21 protein-coding genes are annotated in these 22,949 nt (G+C 50.0%); 10 read left to right on the top strand and 11 right to left on the bottom strand.

All coding sequences use genetic code 11. From position 1 onward, the window contains the following. Positions 1-130: 130 nt before the first annotated feature. Together ACZ5ZZ_RS10690 and ACZ5ZZ_RS10695 are read right to left on the bottom strand one after the other, a co-directional pair. Complete coding sequence (locus ACZ5ZZ_RS10690; protein ID WP_464139308.1) at positions 131-1,201, bottom strand: hypothetical protein; 1,071 nt, start codon at positions 1,199-1,201, stop codon at positions 131-133. 186 nt (positions 1,202-1,387) lie between these two features. Then, the gene (locus tag ACZ5ZZ_RS10695; RefSeq protein WP_464139310.1) at positions 1,388-3,466 is read right to left on the bottom strand and encodes a hypothetical protein; all 2,079 of its coding nucleotides are present in this window, start codon (positions 3,464-3,466) and stop codon (positions 1,388-1,390) included. Between the two features lie 120 nt (positions 3,467-3,586). On the opposite strand from ACZ5ZZ_RS10695, the gene ACZ5ZZ_RS10700 reads away from it, so the two are divergent. Continuing rightward, positions 3,587-4,309: an FAD-binding oxidoreductase gene (locus ACZ5ZZ_RS10700; protein WP_464139312.1), complete on the top strand. Its 723-nt coding sequence runs from the start codon at positions 3,587-3,589 to the stop codon at positions 4,307-4,309. Then, entirely contained in the window at positions 4,302-5,180 is an 879-nt protein-coding gene (locus ACZ5ZZ_RS10705) for a DMT family transporter (RefSeq protein WP_464139314.1), read from the top strand. Before ACZ5ZZ_RS10700 ends, ACZ5ZZ_RS10705 begins: the two co-directional genes overlap by 8 nt. 53 nt (positions 5,181-5,233) lie before the next feature. Here ACZ5ZZ_RS10705 and ACZ5ZZ_RS10710 read toward each other — a convergent pair whose 3' ends face one another. The 4 genes from ACZ5ZZ_RS10710 to ACZ5ZZ_RS10725 all read right to left on the bottom strand — a co-directional run bounded on the left by ACZ5ZZ_RS10710 (position 5,234) and on the right by ACZ5ZZ_RS10725 (position 11,065). Then, complete coding sequence (locus ACZ5ZZ_RS10710) at positions 5,234-6,265, bottom strand: DUF475 domain-containing protein (protein WP_464120759.1); 1,032 nt, start codon at positions 6,263-6,265, stop codon at positions 5,234-5,236. Positions 6,266-6,343: 78 nt separating this feature from the next. Beyond that, entirely contained in the window at positions 6,344-8,944 is a 2,601-nt protein-coding gene (uvrA, locus tag ACZ5ZZ_RS10715) for an excinuclease ABC subunit UvrA (RefSeq protein ID WP_464139316.1), read from the bottom strand. Positions 8,945-9,134: 190 nt separating this feature from the next. After that, complete coding sequence (locus ACZ5ZZ_RS10720; protein WP_464139318.1) at positions 9,135-10,430, bottom strand: hypothetical protein; 1,296 nt, start codon at positions 10,428-10,430, stop codon at positions 9,135-9,137. Between the two features lie 53 nt (positions 10,431-10,483). Then, entirely contained in the window at positions 10,484-11,065 is a 582-nt protein-coding gene (locus ACZ5ZZ_RS10725) for a TetR/AcrR family transcriptional regulator (protein ID WP_464131065.1), read from the bottom strand. 101 nt (positions 11,066-11,166) lie between these two features. On the opposite strand from ACZ5ZZ_RS10725, the gene ACZ5ZZ_RS10730 reads away from it, so the two are divergent. Further along, positions 11,167-11,697: a hypothetical protein gene (locus ACZ5ZZ_RS10730; protein WP_464131067.1), complete on the top strand. Its 531-nt coding sequence runs from the start codon at positions 11,167-11,169 to the stop codon at positions 11,695-11,697. A 51-nt stretch (positions 11,698-11,748) separates the two neighbouring features. Here ACZ5ZZ_RS10730 and ACZ5ZZ_RS10735 read toward each other — a convergent pair whose 3' ends face one another. Next, on the bottom strand, positions 11,749-12,246 hold the full coding sequence (locus ACZ5ZZ_RS10735; RefSeq protein WP_464120754.1) for a Fur family transcriptional regulator: 498 nt from the start codon (positions 12,244-12,246) through the stop codon (positions 11,749-11,751). Between the two features lie 108 nt (positions 12,247-12,354). Further along, the gene (gene folE2, locus ACZ5ZZ_RS10740) at positions 12,355-13,269 is read right to left on the bottom strand and encodes a GTP cyclohydrolase FolE2 (protein WP_464131069.1); all 915 of its coding nucleotides are present in this window, start codon (positions 13,267-13,269) and stop codon (positions 12,355-12,357) included. Between the two features lie 149 nt (positions 13,270-13,418). On the opposite strand from folE2, the gene ACZ5ZZ_RS10745 reads away from it, so the two are divergent. The 3 genes from ACZ5ZZ_RS10745 to ACZ5ZZ_RS10755 are packed head-to-tail and all read left to right on the top strand — an operon-like array spanning position 13,419 to position 15,100. Then, a complete protein-coding gene (locus tag ACZ5ZZ_RS10745; protein ID WP_464131071.1) occupies positions 13,419-13,988 on the top strand; it encodes a Maf family protein in 570 nt (189 codons plus the stop codon). Beyond that, on the top strand, positions 13,985-14,389 hold the full coding sequence (locus ACZ5ZZ_RS10750) for a cytidine deaminase (protein ID WP_464120751.1): 405 nt from the start codon (positions 13,985-13,987) through the stop codon (positions 14,387-14,389). The genes ACZ5ZZ_RS10745 and ACZ5ZZ_RS10750 overlap by 4 nt, the downstream gene beginning before the upstream one ends. A 21-nt stretch (positions 14,390-14,410) precedes the next feature. Continuing rightward, positions 14,411-15,100 (top strand): substrate-binding periplasmic protein, encoded by a 690-nt coding sequence (locus ACZ5ZZ_RS10755; RefSeq protein ID WP_464139320.1) that lies wholly within the window; start codon positions 14,411-14,413, stop codon positions 15,098-15,100. A 1-nt stretch (position 15,101) separates the two neighbouring features. Here ACZ5ZZ_RS10755 and ACZ5ZZ_RS10760 read toward each other — a convergent pair whose 3' ends face one another. From ACZ5ZZ_RS10760 to ACZ5ZZ_RS10770, 3 genes are all read right to left on the bottom strand, one after another. After that, positions 15,102-16,181: an endonuclease/exonuclease/phosphatase family protein gene (locus ACZ5ZZ_RS10760; protein ID WP_464139322.1), complete on the bottom strand. Its 1,080-nt coding sequence runs from the start codon at positions 16,179-16,181 to the stop codon at positions 15,102-15,104. A gap of 182 nt (positions 16,182-16,363) precedes the next feature. Further along, entirely contained in the window at positions 16,364-16,987 is a 624-nt protein-coding gene (locus ACZ5ZZ_RS10765; RefSeq protein ID WP_464139324.1) for a hypothetical protein, read from the bottom strand. Continuing rightward, complete coding sequence (locus ACZ5ZZ_RS10770; RefSeq protein ID WP_464131075.1) at positions 16,988-18,028, bottom strand: SurA N-terminal domain-containing protein; 1,041 nt, start codon at positions 18,026-18,028, stop codon at positions 16,988-16,990. Between the two features lie 177 nt (positions 18,029-18,205). Here ACZ5ZZ_RS10770 and mreC point away from each other — a divergent pair, with 177 nt between their 5' ends. The 4 genes from mreC to rodA are packed head-to-tail and all read left to right on the top strand — an operon-like array spanning position 18,206 to position 22,840. Further along, the gene (gene mreC, locus ACZ5ZZ_RS10775) at positions 18,206-19,195 is read left to right on the top strand and encodes a rod shape-determining protein MreC (protein ID WP_464139326.1); all 990 of its coding nucleotides are present in this window, start codon (positions 18,206-18,208) and stop codon (positions 19,193-19,195) included. After that, entirely contained in the window at positions 19,192-19,728 is a 537-nt protein-coding gene (locus ACZ5ZZ_RS10780) for a hypothetical protein (RefSeq protein ID WP_464120745.1), read from the top strand. Before mreC ends, ACZ5ZZ_RS10780 begins: the two co-directional genes overlap by 4 nt. Next, positions 19,725-21,713, top strand: coding sequence for a penicillin-binding protein 2 (gene mrdA / locus ACZ5ZZ_RS10785; protein WP_464131076.1), 1,989 nt, complete (start codon positions 19,725-19,727; stop codon positions 21,711-21,713). Before ACZ5ZZ_RS10780 ends, mrdA begins: the two co-directional genes overlap by 4 nt. 2 nt (positions 21,714-21,715) lie before the next feature. Further along, a complete protein-coding gene (rodA, locus tag ACZ5ZZ_RS10790) occupies positions 21,716-22,840 on the top strand; it encodes a rod shape-determining protein RodA (protein ID WP_464120743.1) in 1,125 nt (374 codons plus the stop codon). Positions 22,841-22,949 lie beyond the last annotated feature (109 nt).

Consider the following 22,949-nt stretch of genomic DNA (forward strand, 5'->3'; position numbering starts at 1 on the left):
AGCAAATACCGCGCCAGAAAACGGCAGCCGTTTTGAAACAATTACCCGTTCAATTGGAACTGAGCGACAAAGACCGCAGGGGGGCTGCGGTCTTTGTGAAGCATTTATAGCCTCGCTCAGTTTTTTATCACTAATCGACCCAGACCAGCTTCGTGGTCATGCGCTTGAAGGTCGCGCTATCAACCCAGTAAGAACCAGTGTCTTTGTCACAAATGACCCCTGGCTTGTACGAGCACGTCGTCCCCCAGGAGTTGCGCACCAGATAGTGACACTTGTTATTGATCACTTTTCGTCCCACCACAGAAGATGCATGCCAGCCGCCGAAGATTCCTCCAACACCGGTGATGTGTTTGGCGTTGTATTCAAAACCCACCACCTTATTCGCATTCAACTGACGATTGAGCTTCGCAATCAAGGTTTGTTCTGGGTCGTAGCTATCAGAGGGGTATTTGTCAGAAGAGTTGCTCTGCTTGCTGGTGTCCCCGCCCGTGCGGACTTTGAGAGAGCTTGGCACTTTCACCTTGGCAGCACCACAACCTGCATCCATCAACTTAAACAACACATCCTCGAGGCGAGAATCCTTGGTGTTGATCACATAGCGTTTTACATCGATTACACTGAGCTTACCGAAGAAATAATCAAACAGATAGTCCACGCGCTTTTGGCACATTTCATCGTTGCAGTCGTTTTCACGAACTTTCTCCATGTAGCGAACCAGATCACCCGTTCCTGCCATGGACACATATCGAGGGACCAATTCAAACGTGAAGTTTCCGTTCTGAGGCAGCGCCTGCGTACTGCACGCATAACCATTCTTTTTGATATCCTTGATGGCTCCGGCAATAAAACCGCCTTCTGCAACCGCCGTATCCCCATTCAGAATACTGCGAAAGAAGCGGCCCGCGCCGGTGATACGACTTGTATAGTTTGATGACGTGTAAATGGCCGAAAGTGGAATTCCTAACTTCTGGCTCAGAATATCATTGGCAGCATAGCCATAGCACCACCCGATATTTCCCTGATCCGAAGGAGTCATGAAATACTTCTTCATCTGCGGGGCCATGTACTCACGCACATCTTTCGGAGAACAGGCCGCCAGATCTTCCGCGTCTGTCGATGTGGCATAACCTTTTTCCGGCATAAAAACCAATGCCGAGGCAAAGGTGAGCAAAAACAGGAGGGCTGCTTTTATAAGTCTCATTCGACGTCCTTTCTATTATGACGTCGAAAGCTAGAGCAATTCACAATCCAGCGCGGAGGGGTGTTTAAATCCTGCTCAGCTGTCAAAGACCTGAACAGGTGACCTTAAATGGTAATCTTTTAAAACAAAAAACGGAGACCTGGGGCCTCCGTTTTTGGGTCTGTTCTTACTGATGATCCCTGAGACTTAGAAGTTGATCCCCAAGCCCACGGTGCCATAGAACGTGTTGAGTTCAGCTTTTTGATTCAAAGACGAATCTTTAAAGCCGTAGCGTTTCATACCGAAGCCCGCCTCTCCGAAGTAGCGCTCTGACCACAGAACCTTACCATGGAAGTTCAGGGACATGGGCGCATTCAGGGTCACCTTTGAGTCCATGGAGCTCATATAGTAAATGAACTCCATATCCACCCATTTCGGATAACGCATGAAAGGCAGCAGATTAAAGAAGTCATCAAACACCTTCGGCATGGAGCGCGCCCAGAAGGCCCCCACTCCCAACATCGGTGCTTTCAACTTATCAAACGTCACGTTCTGATAGGACAACATCCCCCCAACGGACTCATCACGCCCCCAAAGACCTGGGGTGGCGCGGTACTTCAAATCCAAGGTCATCACACTGAGTGGAGCCGTGTTCCCGGCCGTATCCACTTTCAGCTGATTGAACGACTGGAAGTACTTGGCACTGACACCCCAGCGCTGACGGGACAGCCAGTAGTTGGTCCAACCAAACAGATCCTCGAACCACTGATTGTAGGCCACTTCCCCCATGATGATAAATTCACTCTTGGCCTGAACACCCGTGAAGCGTCCGGACACCTCGCGCGGATAGCCCTTGTAGATTTCATAGTAAGACTTGTACGTCTTGCCATCCATTTCCACAGTCAGATAAGAACGGTTGATCTGACCTCGCTCTGTTGCCCGGAAGTTCCATACAAAGGAGGCCGGATCCTGTGGGTTTTCCTGCGCAGAGTTCTGATCGCTGGTGATCTGCGCCACTGGCTGCTTGCGGCCTTCCAGCTTGATTCCATCGATATAGGTTCCGGTGGGTGCACGCTTGCTTAAATATACACGAGACTGCGCGCGAGGAATTTCAGACAGTTCAAATTTTTGTTTGAATACGCCACCCCCCTGACCTGGCAGATAAATTTTTGGATCGTCCTTCTTAATGGCCGCCGCCCAGAATTTACGAGGGTCCCCAATCGTCGCCTCAAAGCCCAAAAGCTTTGTCAAAGAACCGTACTGGTCCGGATTCAAAATCACAGAGCGTCCGATCGGTCTTGTATCATAACCCACGATGCGCAAAGTGCCCGGCTTTTTCGTATCGGAGATATCCATCAGCTCCAGCTTATTCGGCAAGGTCACAAACTCATAGGACTCACCTGTTCCCAGCTCTGCGAAAAACGAGCTGGGCATGTCCGCCGCCACGGGCACAGAGTTCTTCAGTGCCGCCTCTTCGTTATTCACCAGCACACGCGGGGTCACCGCATCAGAGCGGACCTTCCCCATGATCACATTCTTACCGGAGGATTTCGTTCCATAACGCTGAGAGCACATTTTCGTGGAGTTACGGCCATCTGTTTGAGTGACACAGAAACGGAATGATTCTTTCTGGCCCCAGAACGGAGCTTTCGCGCTTTCCACGTCAACAATCGCAAACTGAGATCCAAAGATTCCAGAGCGCGCCACGTCTTTGGCGGCAACCCCTTTTTCAACCAGAGCTTTTCTCCAGCCATCCAGCTGCTTCTGCCATTTTGTACGATCTTCCTGAGTAAAAGAGTAGCTCCACAAGACAGTGCCCGTGCGGGAAATCATCTCCAGGGTGCCGTGGCTCATCAGTTTTTCGGGCCAAGCCATCACCAAAGTCACTTTACCCGCTTCACTTCCGCTGAGCACCTGAGACAGCTGTGAATGCGTCTTACCCAGTGGCAGCAAGGCAAAGAAGAAGTTTCTTTCATTGAACTGCAGATTTCCCAACTTCAGGGTCTTTCCACCCGTCAGGTCGTATTCCAACTCCAGCGGGGGCAAAATCACCCCATTGTCTATCTGATCGAAGTAAAGAGGCTTATTAAAATCCCGGGTCGCCGCTGTTTTTAGCAAGGAGCGTTGAGGGGCTGGCACTTCTTCCGTGGAGTCCCCACTTTCAGAGGCTTCCACCGCCGGCGTGGTTGGAGCACTTGGTTGAGGTGTTTCCTCAGACGTCTGTGCGTGTACAAAGGACGCAAATGCCAATAAAACGATCAAAACCAGATGCTGCGCACTATTCACGGTTGTACCTCTCTGCTGAGCTTTAATTTTATTGAATACGAGGTTTTGTAACAAGCTAAAACATTGGACTGTCTGGCTTTTTCAGACTATTAAATCCTCTTTGCAATATGAAGGAGCCCTATGTCTGCCGCTCGTACGATCTACCACATGAGAGTCACAGAGATCATCGACCACACCCCTACAGTGCGGGAATTGGTCCTCAAAACTGAGACTCCCAATGAATTCAACTTCAAAGCCGGCCAATTCGTGATGCTTCATGTCCCTCAAGGGGAAGCAAAACCAGCGCTGCGTGCATATTCCATCGCCTCTGACGACCGCACTAAAGACGGCTTCCGTCTTCTGTTCAAGTTCGTTGAAAACGGACTTGCCTCGACTTTTGTTTGGCAACTCAAAGGCGGAGAACTCTTAAACTTCACCGGCCCGTTCGGAAAAGTCTTCTTCCAGGAACCTCCGACAGAGCAAATTGTTTTCCTGAACACGGGCACAGGGCTATCCCAACACATCTGCTACCTGCTTTCAAAAAAAGAGCAGTACCCAAACCTGCGCTACCGCATGCTGTTTGGCGTGCGCACGGAGAAGGACATGTACTATCAAAAAGAAATGGCAGCTCTGGAAAAAGAACTGCCTGATTTCAAATTTGAATTTGTGCTGAGCCGTCCCCAGGACGACTGGAAGGGCAAAAAAGGTTACGTGCAGAACTTTATCTCTGAATTTGATTACAAGAACATCCCCACCACGTTCTACCTTTGCGGTAACGGCGGCATGATCAAGGAAGTGAAACATCAACTTCTGGAAGTTGATGGTTTTGATAAAACCAAGATCTGGGCAGAGGCCTTTGACTAAAAACCGTTCGGCCTTAGAACTGATCTTTGCCGGAGTCCTTTGGGGCTTCGGCTTTGTCGCCACTGTGTGGGCGCTGGAGGCCTTCACTCCTGTTGAGACTCTTTTCCTGCGTTTTGTTATTGCCGGGGTTGTCGGAGAACTTCTTTACCTGATTGCCAAAGGACCCAACTTTGTCAGCTTGCGCGAGGAGCTGACCCGCGCCCTGCCTGCTGGACTGCTGTTGGGCGGAATGCTTCTTTTACAGACTATAGGTTTAAAATACACCACCGCCACCAAGAGCGGATTTCTAACTGCGCTGTATGTGATTTTAGTCCCTTTGTTTAATGCCTGGTTCTTTAAGACCGCCAGTTCCTGGCGTCAGTACGCTTTGACCTTCCTGGCATTGGTGGGCACTTTTATTTTGGTGGGCGGAAAGATCGACAACATCAACACCGGGGATCTGTGGACTTTGGCGTGCGCGGTGTTTGCGACATTTCATATCATCTATATCGGGCGCATATCCCACCGTGTGGGCAACGCCTTTCGCTTTAATAACTTCCAGTCTCTGTGGTGCCTGTTGGCGCTGACGCCGTTGTTGTTGTCTCAGGAGCACATGTTTGTCGGCACACCAACAGCCAAACCTTGGCTGGGAGTTTTGTGCCTGGGACTGGGTTCCAGTATCATTGCTTTTTATTTGCAAATTCGAACACAGAAAATTCTTTCCGACTCTACCGCCAGCATGATCTTCCTGCTGGAATCGCCGTTTGCCGCGATGTTTGGTTTTTTGATCCTGAACGAACGCCTGTCACCGCTGCAGATCTCGGGCGCCGTTCTGATCATGACTGCCTCCGTCCTGCAAATTCTGTGGGACCCATCCAAGAAAGAAACCTAGGAGCGAGGACAGGCCCCGACAACGCAGTCAGTGGGGCCTTTTTCAGCAACCGCCTAGTGAGAGGCTTCGATGTTGCCTTTTTTCAGGGACCACAAGAACGAAGTCAGGATAATAATCCCGCCGCTCAGGCCCGTGAACCATTCGGGGATGTGCAGGAACGGATCTGCCAGCATGATCATGGAAAGCAAACCGATGGCATAGAAGGCCCCGTGCTCCAGGAAGGCAAACTTGGTCAGTGCCTCTTTTTCCACGAACATGATCGTCAAACTACGCACGAAGAAGGCTCCGATACTAAGACCAATCATAATGATGAACAAATTATGCGTGATCGCAAAAGCTCCCACCACCCCGTCGAAACTGAATGACGCATCCAGAACTTCCAGATACAGGAACATCCCGGCGCTGGCCTTGTGCACGTCGTGCATTTGCTCATCAGAGGCTTCCAACCAGGAACCAATACCATCCACGATCACGTAAGTGATCAGACCCGCCATCCCCGCCATCAGGAACGGCAAGGCTTCTTCTTTTGGCAGGAAGTTCGTGATCAAAATAAGAATAATCAAACTTAAGCAGACTTCGATGGCTTCGACTTTGCTGCCAATATAACGAGTCGGCTTTTCAATAAACGGAATCCAGTGCAAATCCTTGCTGCCGTCATAGAAGTACTTCAGTGCCACCATCAACAGGAAGCTTCCTCCGAAGGCTGCCACCTGCAAGTGAGCATCCAGCATCATTTTGGCGTAATCATCCGGCTTCGTCGCCGCGATCACCAAAGCTTCCCACGGATTTACATCCGCCATGAAGGTCACAATCAATAATGGGAAGACCAAGCGCATCCCAAAGACCGCGATAAGCATCCCCCAAGTCAGGAACCGATGACGCCAGACCGGAGTCATTTCCTTTAGAACAACAGCGTTCACAATCGCATTATCGAAAGACAATGAGATTTCAAGAATCGCCAGAATGGAGGCAATAAAAAGGGCCTGAAGACCGGCTGTCACCGTGCCACCGTAGTAATGACCCACGAAGTAAGACGCAATCAGACCGATGAAGGTAAAGACAAAGGAACCTGTAAAGTATTTCATTCTGACAGATTTCCCCGATTCCGCCCTAAGAATCAAGGGCGGCCGTTGAAGACATGGCTTGTCAAAAATGAACTCGGTTTATTTCAACAGAGGCTTCAGGAATTTGCCTGTTTCACTGGCAGGGACCTTAGCCACCTGCTCTGGAGTTCCCGTGGCAACGATATAGCCGCCGCCTTTTCCTCCATCCGGGCCCAGGTCGATCACATGATCCGAGGTCTTCACCACTTCCATATTGTGTTCAATAACCAGGACGGTGTTCCCCTGATCGGCAAGTTCTTGAATCAGCTCCACCAGCTTGCGAACGTCATCAAAGTGCAAACCCGTGGTGGGCTCATCTAAAATGTACAGCGTCTTACCCGTGCCACGACGGGAAAGCTCTTTGGAAAGCTTCACACGCTGAGCCTCACCCCCTGAAAGAGTGGTCGAACTCTGACCCAAAGTCATATAGTCCAGCCCCACCCGATGCAAAGTTTCAAGCTTGCGATAGATCTGAGTGTGGTTGCGGAAGAAATCCAAAGCCTCGCCCACGCTCATTTCCAGGACATCGGCGATGGATTTGTTTTTGTATTTTACGTTCAAAGTCTCGCGGTTGTATCTGCGCCCCAGACAAGTATCGCAGGTCACAAACACATCACTGAGAAAGTGCATCTCCATACGGATCTGCCCGTGCCCCATGCAGGTTTCACAGCGTCCGCCTTTGACGTTAAAGCTGAAACGTCCCGGTTCGTAACCGCGCAGTTTTGAATCCGGCAAGTTTGCAAACAGATCACGAATCATCGGGAACAGCCCCACATAAGTTGCTGGCGTCGACCGCGGCGTTCGCCCGATGGGTTTTTGATTGATATCAATGACCTTGTCGATGTGCTCAAGCCCCTGAATCTTTTTATAAGGAGAAGGCTGTGCCAGTGCCTTATAAAAGTGCTGCGCCAAAATCTTGTATAGAGTGTCGATGATCAGGGTGCTTTTTCCTGACCCGGACACCCCCGTCACGGTGGTGAAGGTCCCTAGTGGAATTTCCAGATCCACATCGTGCAAGTTGTTTCCACTGGCCCCCAGTAGCTTCAGGGTGTGACCGTTCCCCTTGCGACGTTCTTTGGGGACAGGAATGCGGATCTCGCCACTGAGGTATTTTCCTGTTAATGAGTTCGGATTGGCCGCCAGTTCATCCGGCGTCCCCTGGGCCATTTTCTCCCCACCCAAAATCCCCGCACGCGGCCCCAGGTCCACAACAAAGTCGGCGTAGCGAATGGTGTCTTCGTCATGCTCGACCAACAAGATGGTATTCCCACGATCCTTCAGCTCACCGATAATATCCAGCAATCTGTGATGATCCCGCGGATGCAGCCCGATGCTGGGCTCATCCATGACATACAGACAGCCGATCAAGGCCGAACCCACTTGCGTGGCCAGACGAATACGCTGGGCTTCGCCCCCCGACAGTGTGCGCGAAGGACGGCTAAGAGACAGATATCCTGTGCCGACTCGAATCAGATAATCCAGGCGTGCCAGGATTTGTTTGACGATTTTTTCCGCGATCAACTGGTCTTTGGCTTTCCACTCCAGTTTCGCGACCCAGTCCCGAAGCTCTACCGCACCCAAATCAGACAATTCGGCAATGGTTTTTCCGCCCAGACGGATATTCAGGGCTTCCGGCTTCAAACGACTGCCGTGACAATCCGGGCAGTCGTTCAGAACCATTTCCTCGCCCTCTTCATCGTCTTCGTCCGAAGTTTTTTTACCTTTGTATTTGTAAACGACCTTGTCGAGTTTTTTACCACCGACCTCACCGTCAGAGAATTGCTCCTCTTCTTCCAGATCTATCGTCCCCAGTCCGTTGCATGTCGGGCAGGCCCCACGTGGGTTGTTGAAACTGAAAAGTCTTGGTTCGATCTCCGGGAAGCTGAAGCCGCACTCGGGACATGCCGAATGCAAAGAATAAGACACACGATCCCCGTCCAGAGTTTCAATGATCACGCGGCCATTGGCCATGGAAAGTGCGGTGTTGATGCTTTCAGAAAGACGCAGCTTCAGGCTGTCTTTCAGAATCAACTGATCAATCACCAGATCAATATCGTGGGTTTTGGTCTTGGCAAGCTTGGTGGCCTTATCAAGATCAATCATCTTGCCGTCGACTTTGGCTTTGACAAAACCTTTCTTCGCCCAGCGTTGGAATTCAGCTAAGAACTCCCCTTTTTTTCCCGACGCCATCGGAGCCAGGACATAAAACTTAGTCCCCTGGCTTTTTTTGAACACCTCTTCGATGATCTGCTGCGGGGTTTGACTGCTTACTGGAATATGGTGGGTCGGACATTCCGGAACACCCAGCTTCGCATACAACAGGCGCAGGTAATCGTAGATCTCAGTCACCGTGCCCACGGTGGATCGAGGATTGGTACCGACAGATTTCTGATCAATCGCAATTGCCGGAGAAAGCCCCGTGATGGAATCCACTTCCGGTTTTTTTAGCTGTTCAAGGAAGTTGCGCGCATAGGCCGAAAGACTTTCTACATAACGTCTTTGTCCTTCAGCATAGACCGTATCAAATGCCAGCGAGGACTTCCCACTGCCACTTAATCCCGTAAACACGGTGATCTTGTTGCGCGGGATAGTAACACTCACGTCTTTGAGATTATGCTCTTTTGCACCCTTAACTATGATTCCATCTTCAGCATGCGACATAACCCCAAAGTCTAAGCCCGAGCCTTCCAGAAGGAAAGCCGAGAAAAGGTGCCTGGTTGTTTTTTCTGGCTACGGCGCAGCAGTCCGTAGGAAAACACAAAGAACTCACAATAACTTGCTAGACGGGCTTTTTAATTAACGAAGGACTTCACCTGATGCGTTGTAGCCAGAAAAAACAACCAGGCACCTTTTAGAGGCCGAAGCCGCATTTGGATTTTAGGTAAGTGTCAAAATCGGAGTCTGAGAAGTATTTGAAATGGGCGGCGGAGGATTGACGCTGGTCCGGCCACAGGTCTTTGGTGGGAACCTTGCATGTGCGCCCTTGTTTGCTGATCGTGGCTGTTCCGTTTTTCTGCAAACGAGGTTCATCCCCGCGAGCATCCACCCGCACAACAACACCTGAACCACGATAGGTCACTTTCGGAGGGTCAAGTTTCGTGCCCCCCTTGGTGATCGGACCATCTTCGCTCATCACTCCACCAATCACTTCACGAGTCTGCGCATTGAAAGTCACGGTCTCACCCGTCGGCAACGTCACGATTTGTCTGTTCCCTTCCACACGGATGTGCGGAAGCGTCTTGCGCGGAAACACCATCATGTAGGTTTCCTGAATATGGCTCAGGGTCGAATTCGGGGAATCACTGATATAAAACCCCAGATCCTGCCGGGCTCCCCCCTCGTATTCAAAGGTCCAAATTCGGTCACGGTTTTCCGCTTTGCTGGGCACAATGCGATTGGGGCCCCGATTGAAGAGTTTAAATTTGCTTTCCGCCGGATCCCCCTGGCTTGTGCAGGAATCATATGTACCCACCGTCCGACACGTCACTGGACGAACTCCATAAGGATTCACCGTGCGCGTGGGTGGGCGCAACGTCGGCGCATCAGCCGAAGATCGACCTGCAAACTGACTGACCTTGGGATCAACCACCTCTGATTGTTTGACATCACGGGAATAGAGCTTTGAAACTTCACAATCTCGGCAAGGACCACCGGGTTGCGCCTGTTCTTTGACGACCTTATTACCTTTTTCGATCTGACGAGCCACTTCGGCAGCAGCGTCTTTATTCTCTTTTTCCTGCGCACCGGCCGGAACCCTTAAAGCTTCGGTCTTGCGAGTTGTGCGCACACGATCGGCTTTTTCCACTTCTTTGGTGGTCTTGTCCTGAGCTTCAGCCTGTTCGCCTTCATAAAGCTTCATACCGGGATTGGAAGGGTTGTAATAGACCCAGGCCTTTTCGCCTTTTTGTTTGCCATCAAGCACTTCCACATTCAGCCCGTACTTACCGGAGCTGAACTTTTTTACTTCCTGAATTTTAGCTTTCGTCCCCGGAGGCAAAACAAAACGCACGTTGCGCGTGGACTTCAGAAAGTTGGCTGAATAACGAGCATTAAAGTAGCCCTCAAGCTCAACAAGCCCGCCACTGCTAATACCCAAAAAAAGAGGTGCGAGGATAATGACTCCCCACCTTTTTAAAGCCAACTTCATATAAGTCCTATCGGTCGTTCCAAAACAAGACTTAAGAAAACTGACCGTGACCGTTAATATTTTAATTCCAAAATGGCTTTTGCGGATCGAATCAAATATTCGAACGTTTCATCACTCGACTGTTCGAGCTGGAATCCCCCATTGGATTCCAGGTCAATAAAGCCATTGAGCAGACAGCGAATAATGCGAACCTTATGTATGATCTCCTCCAGACTTCGGTCTGGTGTTTTGAGATCACTGGCCTCGGTCGCCAGTTGGACGATTTTATAGGCCTTCTGCAGCAACTCCTTGTTCTGAGAAGCAATGCCAAACTGAACACATTCGAACTTGAATGGATTCTCTTTCGAGAACGCCCGGTACGTTTCAAAAAAGACCCTGAGCTTCTGCTCCTGTGGGACTGACACCAAGGATTCTGCCAAAACCTCGGCAAATTCAATGGTGGCCTTCATGGAGAGTTCATTGCGCAAACCTTCGAGTCCGGAGAAATAATGATAAATAGAGGGAGACTTGACCCCGACCTTCTTTGCAATTCCAGCAATGCTCAGCTCATGCCAATGCGCCTTGACCATGGTCTTTTCTATTTTAGCCAAAATATAGTCTTTATCGATCTGATCTTTCTTTTTAGGCCTGCCCATACGCTCTTTGTATCACATCAAGATTCCCTCTTGCAATATTAATCTAATGCCGTTAGATTATTAATCTAACGGCATTAGATTAATTTAAAAAAGGAGACTCTATGAAAAAATTATTGTGCCTCATCGCTGTCATCACCCTCGCTCAACCTGCTCTCGCAAAAGGATCAGGCTGGATGGTGGAGGTCGATCCGATCGCCTATTTCTTTAAAGGTTATTCCGTGCATGTAAGCAAAGAACTGGGACAGACAGGCCTGGTTCTGGATCTTGGCGTATTTGCCATGGATGTGCCGGATGATGTTGAAGCAAATAAAGACTTTGATACCAAGTTCGATGGATATGGATTTAAGTTGAATTATACCGGAGACCAGCCGGATGGATTCTTCGCAGGCATCTCTGGCGGGATCAACAATCTTTATGCTACAGAAAAAGTGTCACACGAGGAGCAACAAGAATCCGTCGGCTCTGTTGGAGTTCAAGCTGGATATCGCTTTGGCAATGAAGGCTTTTATATTCAACCGTGGATCGGGATCAACTACCTGCTAAACGACGTGACCTTTAAGATAAACAACAAAGAGTACAACCAAGAGCGCGTGCAGTTCTTCCCGACGGTCCATTTGGGATATCAATTCTAAATCAGAAACAAGCATTCGGATCCGACCTTGTGTCGGATCCGCCTTATCAGGTTACAGGTTCTTAGCCTGACAAGCAGGACACACCCCATACAGCTCAAGAATATGATGAGTCAGTTTGAAGCCAAATTGATTAGCAACTTTTTCCTGAAGACCTTCGATCGCTTTGTTTTCAAATTCGCAGATCTTTCCGCACTTCACGCAAGTCAAGTGATCGTGGTGACCTTTCGGGGTCAGCTCATAGCGCGCCGGCAAGCCACCCATACGCACTTCCGTCACGAAAGACCCTTCAGTCAGAGTGCGCAGGAAGCGGTACACAGTAGCAAAACCAATATCTGGATGTTCTTTATTGAGTTTTTCGTAAAGCTCTTGAGCTGTGACGTGGCGACGCCCTTCATGCAGGGCCTTTAAAATCGCCATACGTTGGCTGGTGACCTTGAGGTTCAAGGCGCGAATGATGCGCTTCAGCTCCCCCTCGTCGAACTCCTCAGAGTGAACAATGATGTCGTCGTCGTGTTGGCGCGGAAGGAATGGAACAGAATCTTTACCCATAATATGGTCACCTCAGGCCCCTAGTTATAGGGGAGCCCTTCAGATAAGTCCACATAATCAAGAATCATTATCAATTGATTTGCGCTAACCTTGCTTTTTCTGTGGAAACTAAAAACTACGTAATTTCAAACCCTTAGAAATGTGAGAAACCGCATTATGTGGGTGCAGGCTTTCCACATGGCTGAATTCAGCCACATAGTCCAAGATCGCAGGCTTCCCGTCCAAGGCATCCTTCACCCGACGAGCCGCGTCCTCACAGAACATCAGGTTCTGGCCGTTACGAAGAGCAAACTCCTGCTCGTCTTCACGCTTCACGGCCCCTTGCACTGCCGTTTGCAAAGCCTCCTCCACCACGTCGATCAAGTCACCGTAATGGAAGTCCGGACCGACTTCAGCCTTCACGCGGGCAAAACTGCGCTGAGCATGTGGAGTCGCCACAATCCCCTGCGGAGTTCCCAACCACGCATGCACAATATCGAAATCCAAAGTCTGATCATTGGAAAACTGCTGCTTGAAACCATCCTGAATCAACTGACGGGACAAAGCCGCCGAAGCCGGGCAAGTGCTGGAATAAGTCACGATCACTTCCGCAAAGTAGCTGATTTTACCCTCTTCATTGAACGCTGACAGAACCACCGGATAAGAGCGCCAAGCCTGGTTATTACTTTTTAAGGCCTTGCGCACCAATGGAGCCTCGAACTGCACCTGAACCAGCGCCCGCGTGGAAAGATCCTCGTGAGTGCGCAGAAACTCGGACGTCACCTGCCCCAGAAGCCCCAGAGTCAAATCAGACTTGGTCATCATTTCCTGGGACAGCAAATACAATCGCGACATGTGAATGCCACGGGAAGGCTTTTTATCCAGACTGACTTTGGCGTCGACTCGTGCCGGAATACGATACGGGCCATCGGCCTGTTTCAGGATCACCGGAAGCTCAATAGCCCCCATCCCCACCCAGTCAATCGGGGCAAATCGTTCAGCATGAGTTTCTTTGGCTACGTCAGGAAGAGTTTGTTTCGTCATAAGCTTATATCCAATTCACCCCCTTCTTAGCGCAATTTCCTGCAAATGGCTCTGAATTTTGCCATTCACGAAGCTTTTTCAACCAGATGCGCCGCAAGAGTGAGGTTAAAGTGGTGCCGCTGCCAGCAAGAACGGATATATTGAGCCCTATGCCAAAAAAGCAACTGATCCTCGCAAGTACATCGAAATACCGCCAAGAACTTCTTTCTCGTTTGGCTTACGCTTACACGGCCCAGGCCCCTCTGATCGACGAAGATAAAGAAAAAGACCCGGCCCTGGCACCGCAGGCTCTGGCAGAAAAACTGGCGGATCTGAAAGCCGCCAGCCTGCAAACGCACGACGCGGTTGTGATTGGCGGAGACCAACTGGTGTCCTTCGAAGGCCGCATTATCGGCAAGGCCCACACCGCTGAGAAGGCCGTTGAACAACTGATGAGCATGCAGGGAAAAACTCATGAATTAATCACCGCCATCTGCATTTACGACGGTGACAAAAAGATTCCCTACACGGACATCACGCGCATGCACATGAAGAAAATGTCCCGCGAGCAGATTGAAAAGTATGTCAGCCTGGACAATCCCATTGACTGCGCCGGAAGTTATAAAATTGAAAAACACGGAATCATGCTGTTTGATAAAATCGAAAGCCAGGATTTCACTGCCATTCAAGGATTGCCCTTGATCGCCCTGAACAAAATATTAGAGAATCTAGATCTATGAATGAAACACAGAAAAAACTTTTTGAAGCCGCCTGCCAAGTTCAACGTAAAGCTCACGCCCCCTACTCTGGCGCACTGATCGGGGCCTCCGTCCTGATGGGCGATGGCCAGATTTTCACAGGCTGCAATGTGGAAAATGCGTCCTACGGCGGGACGGTCTGTGCCGAGCGTGTGGCCATCTTCAAAGCGGTCAGCGAAGGCGCACAAAAACTGATCAAGGAAATTTTGGTTGTCAGTGATGCAGAAAAGCCCTGGCCACCTTGCGGATTCTGCCGCCAGGTGATTGCAGAGTTTGCCAATGAACACACAATTATTCATACCGCAAATCTTCAAGGTAAGGTGAAATCATTCCAGTTCCCGGAGATTTTCCCGGAAGCTTTCACACCAAAACATCTTGATTAGGGACGCAAAAGGGGAAAAGACATGCCACTGCTTTGGGTGATATTTCTTTTTTCCTTATCTGCTGAGGCCCAAAAAGTTCGCTTTGCCTCGGACCCTTATCCGCCCTTTATCTATGAGGAAAATGGGGTCCCGAAAGGGACTGCCCTGCCTCTGCTGGCGAAAATGCTTGCCATCAAAGAATCGGATCTGGACGTTAAAATCATCCCCTGGAAGCGGGCCCTCAAAGAAGCAGAGAACGGGGCCGTGGATATTATCGGCCCGATGCAAGTGGACCCGAAAAAAACCTATCTGACTTACACAAAACAAGTGATCAAAACAGAAGAAGCTCTGTGGACACTGGCCAGCAACCAGTATTTATCACAGCTGCGCTGGGAAACACCTCAGGACTTGCGCTACTACAGTATCGGTTATGTTCTGGGTTACGAATACGGGGAACCTCTGGGAAGCTACCTGAAGGCCCCCAAAAGCCGCAAAGTGGAGGTTCAGAGTGTCGCCCAGGGATTGCGTAAGCTGTACACCGGAGAGATTCAACTGTTCGTCTGCAACACGGACGTCCTGGCCTTTTATGCCCACCAGGAAGGCATCCCGCTGAAATCCTTCAAGCGTGTGGGTCGGCCGATCATCGAAGACTTCGGTGTTTTCGGTATTTCAAAAAAATCCCGGTTAAACAAGGACGTGCAAAAGATCAATGCGCGCGTCCCTTCACCTTGATTTAGCGGAAGTTTACAAAGTATCGATAAAACTCTCCGGACTTCCCCTGAAGTTGACTTTGCAGCTCCCTCAGCAGTTGTAAGTAAGGACGGAATTCCGGTTCCTCCTGCTGCGCAAGCAGGCGCTCCGCTTTTGCCAGATTCTGCAAAGCATAAGACTTGCGAAGCTCCAATCCTAATTCGTTCGTGGAAGAACGATTCGGGTCTACAGAAAACTGCACACGCACACCATAATGATCCGAAAGCGGTTCGCGCTGGGTCCCGCGCATGTTTACTTCCCCGGATTCCACGCGCAAGGTCGTGGCGGATTCACCGATATTGGAATAAAAGATATAATCAAAAACCTGATCCGTCAGCATCCAGCCCCGTGGATTCCCTGCACAATAAGTACAGTAACCCTTCTTGGGATAGCCGCCCATGGCGTCTTCCATCGCATCGCGGGTGCCTAACGTTGCCAGCACCAACGCCCGCTCCAAGCTGCCAACATTGGCATTAAAATCACCTGACAAAAGCATTTTCATATCCTGATGCTGCAAGCGCCACTTCAAAATATCCAGAACTTGCGTCACCCGCACGGCCGGAGACGACGGATGCAAGTGCGTGTTGATGAAATAAAAATCCTCATCAATCCCGAAGAACCCAGCCTTCACCACATGAAAGGCCTTGCGCACATTTAAAGCCTCGCGCACGGAATCCAGAACACCGCCTTCGTTGTTCACATCAAATGCCTGCGTTTGTGTACCCTTAATATCCCCCATAACCAGGGACATCACACCAATGCGAGAGTCGCGGTTCGGGGCACTGATGCTGTATTGTCTTTTTAGATTTCTTTCGATCAGATTGATCTGCGGCTCGTTCCAGACTTCCTGCAAATGAACCACCTCACACTTGGGGATGGCCTGTAATAAGCCGGTCATGCGCTCGGTGCGGCCTTCAATATCCTTGGCATAGATAGGGCCGTAGGCATTGAAGTTCTGCAAACAAAAGCGCGGTGGACGAGGGTCCGGAGCCCAGTAGCTTTCCGCAAAGGCCTGAACGGACATCACCAAGGCGCTTCCCAGAATCCATGCTTTCAGTTTCATACAACCCTCGTTTGGTAGACTTCAATTAAAGGAATCCACATATTTCAAAGCAAACCCAGTGCCCACCCCAAAAACACCAGGGCCCGGATAAGCCCCTAAGAGCGTCTAAAAGATCGACACCGAGCCTTGCATTGTCATTGGTGATCTGAACTGACCGAGCGCCACTGCGATCCAAGGCCGTATTACAAAGTCAAAAGAATGTCCTGAGAACAAAGATGAATGCGAATGTCCTCCAACAGACATCCCGAGGACAGTGTCGTCCCCTTAAAGGGCTTGAGCTTTTCCAGCAGTTCTTGCAAACCCGATGTGTTTTGCAGCGACTTCATGATCTTAAAGCCTTCATGCGGCAGATCCGCATCACAAGAGGACGGACGAAGCCAGGTTAAACTCACTCTCAGAAGCTCAAAATTCCCCGTCAAAGGCAACATCTCCAGATAGTGAGAATAGGCCCATCGAATCCCGGCAGGATCCTCATCCTGACTCCAGGACAAACTCCAGCCACGCTCTTCACGCAACATCAGACTGCACAACTGGGCCCCTTGAGAGGTCGCTTTGCCTGAAAGTTCTGACCGGATTGCCTGCATCAAACCATGCAAATCGGAACAGGAATTCTGCTCGGCCCGAGCTTTCACCTCAGCCAACCAGCTATCGACGTGCATCAGGTTCACACTCATCCCCGACAAGGGATCAAGCTGCCCACCCTGGCGAGCAAACCCTGCCGCCAGATGAAATAAGAAACCCCGTCGAGCGGACGGGGTTTCTTGCAAGACGATTCGAATGGGAATCTCTCTTACGAATTGCAGCATTTAGTTCAACTGCAACGCCTGAGTGTTCATGGTCACGTGAGATTTGGAGCGGAACTGATTGATCCAAGCCTCAAACATGCCGTCGCCGCGGCGTTTTTGAAGCATTTCAACAGACATTGGTTCAAGGGCCGTTTTAACTTCTTCCATTTTCGATTCTTTCAACTTCAAGACGTATTTCGCATTGCCGTCACGAACCAAACGTTTCAAAAGAGGCTGAGCTTTTGTCAGCTCAAAAACCGCTTCCGTTGCCACAGAGCTTGTGATCTTAGGGAAGGTCTCGGAGTCCAGGGAAACAAGACCTGTTTCTTCCCATGTCGCCTTCAGTTCTTTTAACTGCGCGTTAACTGCAGCTTCGTCACCTTTTATCAAGGCTTCATCCAAAGCCTTGATGGCAGCTTCCGCTTTTTCTTTGGTCATCGCTTTGCTGACAGCTTCGGAATCAATCTTCACAAAAGTGACATTGATTTTGGAACCACGGATATCCTGAAGCTTCTTCAACTCCACTGACGTTGGCTGGGTCACCAGTTCAAACAAAGAACGCACGCGCACATTGGCAATGTCCTTGCGCACTTTGCTCTCAAAGTTGCCTGGAGTGGAGCGTGTGGACTCCAGGTAACGGGAATAGAATTCCCTCTGGAACTGACCATTTTGCTGGAAGAATGGGATATCCTTCACGATAAAGTCGCGAACTTCCGCATCTGTCGCCAGAATGCCGTTCTTTTCAGCAGCTTGAGACACCAGTTCCATGCGAACCAGGTTTTCCAAAGCTTGCTGGCGCAAAAGTTGACGCTGAGAGCTAAAGTCCATCTGACTTCCAAACAGGTTTTGGTAATACTGTTGGATACGGTTTTCTTCATTTTGGAAGTCCGCCACAGAGATCAACGTGTTATTCACACGCGCAACGGAACCAATTCCCGCACCCATTTGGCCGGGCATGCCGAAGAAGACAAAAACCATAATGATAGCTCCGAAAACCACCATCGCCGTGATGCTCTTTGTGGAGAGTTTTCTCTTCAACTTATCTGCCATACTGTCGCTCATAACTTCATCCTTCCTGAAACGAACTTCAAAAACGCCGATTCATTACCCAACTATTTTTATTTTTTTTCAAGGGGAAATTGTTGAATTCCCTGAAGCTTTTGACTAGCGTTGGAAATATTAGACAGGGACGCACTAAAAAACCGTCCCCATCCATATTGCAACAAAGAGGAACCGGTTTTGAATTTCTTCAACTTTGATCTCAAGAAACTTGTGATGATAGGGATTGTTTTGGCCTTGCCGCTTATTTCTATCAACATGCAGCAGCGTCCGCAGGAATCCAACTGGTTGGCCAAGCCCTTCAGCCTTCTTGGAAGTGCAGTGTCAGAGACCTTCTACGGCTTTAGTTCCGGCGTCAAAGGCACCACGGCCATGTATCTGGATCTGATCAACATTAAAAAGCACAGCGAGCAATTGACCAGCACCAACAACGAGCTGCAGGCCCGTCTGGAGAAAATGAACGAGCTTTTGATCGAAAACGACCGCCTGCGCGGACTTTTGGCATTCAAAGAACAAACCAAGATGTCCCTGATCGCAGCACAAGTGATTGGACGTGATCTGGTGATCGACCACAACACCATCACCATCAACAAGGGAACTAAGGACGGATTGAAGGCCGGTCAGGCCGTCATCACCACCGGCGGCGTTCTGGGTTATATCTTTAAGCCAGACACTTTCACCTCCCATGTCATGCTGATCACTGACCGCTATGCGGTTGTTGACGGGATTGTACAAAGAACCCGCGCCCACGGGATTGTCGAAGGCAAAAGCCAGTACAGCAGCACCCTGCAATTGAAATACGTGGAAAGAACTGAAGATGTACAGGAAGGCGACCTGGTTGTCACCGGAGGTCTGGACAACATCTTCCCTAAAGGTTTCCCCGTGGCTGTGGTTGAATCCGTCGAAAAGAAGACTTTTAGTGTCTCCTTGAAAGTGGATCTGCGCCCGGTTGTGGACCCTTACAAAGTGGAAGAGGTCTTTATTATTTCTCAAGGAAACAACGAGGACTTTGGCGATAAGTATGCGCCTAAATCCGCCGAAGGCACCGAATCCGGTGCCTCTGCAGAATCCGTGGCCTCGCCCACGCCAGCCCCCACCGCTCCAGCGGCCAGCCCGGCGGCCAGCCCTGCTCCCGTGGCCACACCTAAACCTCAGGAGAAGAGACAGTGAAAATCCGCTGGAACGTCCTTCTGAATTTTTTGGTTTTCTTTGCCGTGCTGATGCTGTTGGCCGGCTTTCAGACCACATTTTGGTTTCAGCTTTTCGGGAATGTCCCTTCCCCCCTGCTGTGGCTGAATCTGATTGTATATGTGATCCTTTATCGTAAACCATTCCCGGCGATCTTCACGATTTACGCCATGGGCTTCATTTTGCTCACATTTACGGCCATGCCGTTGAAGATGATGTGGATCAGTCTCATCATTCTCTTTACCTTGGTCTATGGAATCAAAACACGCGTCTTTTGGTCCGGCTCAGGATATTATACGATTATGTGTGCCTTCTCTGCCGTGGCTTATCACCTGATTTATTTCTTTACTTCGATGGTGATAGAGAAGAACCCTGCAAGCTTTGAGATTGTAGACCGACTGGTACAAATTGTTCTGACTCCTTCTTTCGCGTTCCCGATGTACTGGCTGCTGGCCAAGATCGACAAGATCACACAGGACGAATTAATGCATGAGCCCGGAGGATTGGAGCTATGAGTACCTACGTCAGTAATCCGGACGAGGCAAAAGAGTATCAGAGCCGGTATAAGATCTTTTATATCGCTATCGGTTTTGCCCTGACCATTTTCACAATGCGCCTGTGGTATCTGCAGATTATTTCTGGAAATGAGCTGCGCGAGTTCTCTGAGAAAAACCGTATCAAACAAAACAAAATCACCGCTCCCCGCGGACTGATGCTGGATCGTGACGGCAAAGTGCTGGTGGAAAATCTGCCGGGCTTTGAGGCCATCTTGTCGCCTCAGTATATTGAGAACCTGGATGAGCTGGCAAAAACCGTCGGCCCGGTTTTGAGCATGGAACCTGAAAAAGTCGTTTTGAAGGTTCAAAAAAGCCGCCGCCAGAACGGTCCGTTTGCGCAAATTCGTCTGAAAGAAAATCTCAGCCGCGAAGAGGTCTTCCGTCTGAAGCGCATGCGCCTGGACACTCCGGGGCTGGAGATTCGTGAATCCATCGTGCGTTTCTATCCTTTGCGTGACAACGGAGCCCAGCTCTTTGGTTATGTGGGAGAGATCTCCAAACGTCAGTTGCCGATTCTGAATGAGCAATACAAAGGTGTACTGAAGTTTGATCAGGGCGACATTATCGGGAAAAGTGGACTGGAAGAAACTCTGGAAAAAGACATCCGGGGATCTGACGGCGTCAGCTTTATTCAGGTCGATGCCCACGGTCGGGAGGCTGTGACGCAAACGCCGAATATTTACGGCGAGCAGATCAAGGACATGATCCCGGTTCACGGGAACAATGCGATTCTGACGATTGACCGTGATATCCAGGAAGCGGCCTTTAAGTCGTTCATGAACTTAAATCGTATCGGTGCCGTCGTGGCCATGAAAACCAATGGAGAGATCCTGGCCTGGGTCAGCACTCCATCCTTTGATCCCAATGAGTTCTCAACCGGTATCTCCGCCCAGACGTGGTCCAAACTGATCAACGACCCGTTCAAACCTTTGCGTAATAAAGTTATCCAGGATCACAACGCTCCGGGATCGACGTTCAAACCTTTGGTGGCGGTTCCAGCACTGCAGGAAAAAGTGATCACCCCGACCACGATTGTTTCCGCACCGGGTGTGTTTTACTTTGGCCGTCGTCCTTACCATGACCACTTAAAAGGCGGTCACGGTAACATCACAATCTTTGAAGCTCTGGAAAGATCTTCGAACGTGTTTTTCTATAAGATGGGTATCGCGCTGGGTGTTGATAAGATGTTCGACTACATCAGTCTATTGGGTATCGGACAGAAAACCGGCATTGAGCTTTCCCGTGAAGTGTCCGGCACCATGCCGAATTCAGCATGGAAGAAGGCCACTGTTGGTGAAGAATGGCAACCCGGGGAAAACCTTTCCACGGCGATTGGTCAGGGCTTTGTGAACGTCACCCCACTTTCCATGGCGATTGCTTACAATGCCATCGGCACAGAAGGAAAGGTGGTTAAACCCTTCCTGCTCAGAAAAATCATAGATCAGGACGGGAAAGTTCTGCGTGAAAACTTCCCGCAGGTGGTTCGTGATCTGCAACAGACTCAACCCAATGGTGTACACATTTCGCCAGAGACCTTTAAAACCGTCAAAGAAGGCCTCAGACGCGTGGCCAATGGTGATCGCGGAACGGCAAAACACTGGAAAGTTCCCGGCGTGCAGATGGCGGGTAAAACCGGTACGGCCCAGGTCATGGGATTTTCGGCCGACCAGATCTATGCAAAGTGTGAAGGCCGTCCGATTCATATGCGTCACCACGGCTGGTACATTGCGTTTGCGCCGGCAGACAACCCGGAAATCACCATTGCGGCTTTGGCGGAGCACTCCTGTCATGGAAGCACCGGAGCCGCACCGATTGTTCGCGATATTGTTCAGGCCTATTTCCAAAAATATCACCCTGAGGTGATCGAAGCGGCATTAAAAGCCAAGGGCGGCAAACGAGCACAGGCTCCGGTGGCTGCGCCAGAAACTGTTGAAGGAGAATAAGAGTGTTTACCTCTTTGCATGTAGAAGAAAGAACTCTCTTCAAAAAGTTAGATATCAACCTGATCATCGTCATTCTGGCTTTGAACGTGATTGGTCTGATCAATCTTTGGAGTGCCACCCACGGCCCGACAACTCAGGACGTGGCCTCGCTGTTTATTTCACAAATCATGTGGCTGATCGTCGGTTGGACGGTCTTCCTGGTTGTGACGATCGTAGATTATTCCGTCGTGATGCGAATTGCCGCCATCGCCTACTTCCTGAATCTGGGGGCCATTCTTTATGTGACCTTCTTCGGTAAGGTTGCTTTGGGGGCGCAACGCTGGATTGATCTGGGGTTCTTCCGCTACCAACCGTCAGAGACCATGAAGCTGGCATTGATTATGGTTATGGCCAAAATCCTTTCCACCCGTTCGACATTTGGCAGCGGTATGGGATTAAAAGAATTGGCTCTGCCATTGATTGCCCTGCTGATCCCTTTTGGCTTGGTCGTTGAACAGCCTGACTTGGGAACGGCGATGATGTTGGCAGCCATCGGCGGATCCATGATGATTTTTGCGAAGATCCGAAAATCCATTCTGGCCACCATCATCGCGTTGGGCATTATTGCCATTCCGATTGCCTGGAAGTTTGTTCTGCACGATTATCAGAAAAACCGTGTATTGACGTTCCTGTCCCCGACCAGCGATCCGCGCGGAACCGGATATAACAGCATCCAATCCAAAATTGCCGTGGGCTCGGGCCGCTTCTTCGGGAAAGGCTTTATGAAAGGGACTCAGTCCCAACTGGAATTCCTGCCTGAACGTCACACCGACTTTATTTATTCTGTACTGAGCGAAGAGCACGGCTTTGTCGGCTCGATCGCAGTGATCGGTTTATTCTGCTTCTTGTTCATCACCGGAATCCGCATTGCCTCCAATGCCCGGGATAAATTCGGAGCTCTTCTGACCGTCGGAGTTCTGTGTTACATCTTCTGGCACATGTTTGTGAATATCGGAATGGTTATCGGTTTACTTCCTATTGTGGGGGTTCCGCTGCCACTGCTGTCCTACGGAGGATCTAGCATGCTGACCACCATGGCGGGGCTGGGCCTGATATCGAGTGTGGCGTACCGCCGCTATCTGTTCTAGAATCGTTTTTAGATGCAAATCATCAAGCGCTGAGCCGACAACTCAGCGCTTTTTTTATTTCCTCAATCAAGCCTTTTTATCCTTGGTTTCATCGCAATTTGCGGTGTCT

The organism is Bdellovibrio sp. HM001 (assembly GCF_055397275.1).